General features: G+C 49.8%; 1 rRNA gene. It reads right to left on the bottom strand.

The window, feature by feature from the left end:
- Window positions 1-104: 104 nt before the first annotated feature.
- Window positions 105-1495, bottom strand: a 23S ribosomal RNA gene (locus tag ACTQ46_RS11050); the annotation flags it as partial.

Genomic DNA, 1495 nt, shown 5'->3' with positions numbered 1-1495 from the left:
GAAAAGTGTGGAGTGTGAAAGAGTGGAGAGTGAAGTCGTGGTTAAAAGACTTCGTCTTTTCTCTTTTTCATCCGTAGTTTTCTTTGAAACAGAAATACATATTCCTGGTCAAGCTTTCGAGTCATTAGTATCAGTCAGCTGAATGTGTTGCCACACTTACACCCCTGACCTATCTACCTTCTTTTCTACAAGGTCTCTTCCATCTTGCGACAAGGAGATCTCATCTTGAGGTTGGCTTCGCGCTTAGATGCCTTCAGCGCTTATCCTTTCCAGACGTAGCTATCGAGCTCTGCTCCTGGCGGAACAACTCGTACACCAGCGGTCTGTCCATCCCGGTCCTCTCGTACTAAGGACAGATCCTCTCAAATCTCCTGCGCCCACGGTGGATAGGGACCGAACTGTCTCACGACGTTCTGAACCCAGCTCGCGTGCCTCTTTAATGGGCGAACAGCCCAACCCTTGGAACCTACTCCAGCTCCAGGATGAGACGAGCCGACATCGAGGTGCCAAACACCCCCGTCGATGTGAACTCTTGGGGGGTATAAGCCTGTTATCCCCGGGGTAGCTTTTATCCGTTGAGCGATGGCCCTTCCACTCGGTACCACCGGATCACTAAGTCCTAGTTTCCTATCTGCTCGACTTGTAGGTCTCGCAGTGAAGCTTGCTTTTGCCTTTGCACTCTGTGAATGATTTCCAACCATTCTGAGCAAACCTTTGAGCGCCTCCGTTACTGTTTAGGAGGCGACCGCCCCAGTCAAACTGCCCAACTGACAGTGTCCCAGTACCTGATTCAAGGTACCTGGTTAGAACCTTAGAACGAAAAGAGTGGTATCCCAATGTTGACTCCCTAGGAACTGGCGTCCCTAGTTCTCAGTCTCCCACCTATTCTGTACATTTCGTTCCAAAATCCAATGTCAGCCTGCAGTAAAGCTCCACGGGGTCTTTCCGTCCTACCGTGGGTAACCTGCATCTTCACAGGTACTACAATTTCACCGGATCCTTTGTTGAGACAGTGCCCAAATCGTTACACCTTTCGTGCGGGTCGGAACTTACCCGACAAGGAATTTCGCTACCTTAGGACCGTTATAGTTACGGCCGCCGTTTACTGGGGCTTAAGTTCTATGCTTCGGGTTACCCCTGACATTTCCCCTTAACCTTCCAGCACCGGGCAGGTGTCAGCTCCTATACTTCATCTTCCGATTTAGCAGAAACTTGTGTTTTTGGTAAACAGTCGCTTGGGCCTGGTCTCTGCGACCATGCTTTGCTTTCAATGTAAAATTTAATACAATTCACGGTACCCCTTCTCCCGAAGTTACGGGGTCATTTTGCCGAGTTCCTTAACAAAGGTTCTTCCGCGCGTCTTAGGATTCTCTCCTCGCCTACCTGTGTCGGTTTGCGGTACGGGTACCTTTTTGCTCGATAGTGTCTTTTCTTGGCAGTATGGAGTTCGGTGCTTCACTACTTGTTTTTCGCTCCCGATCGTATCTCAGCCTTC

It is taken from the genome of Gallicola sp. Sow4_E12, assembly GCF_052116305.1.
Taxonomy (GTDB): Bacteria; Bacillota; Clostridia; order Tissierellales; family Peptoniphilaceae; genus JBQKLI01.
This window is presented reverse-complemented; position numbering and strand designations above follow the sequence as displayed.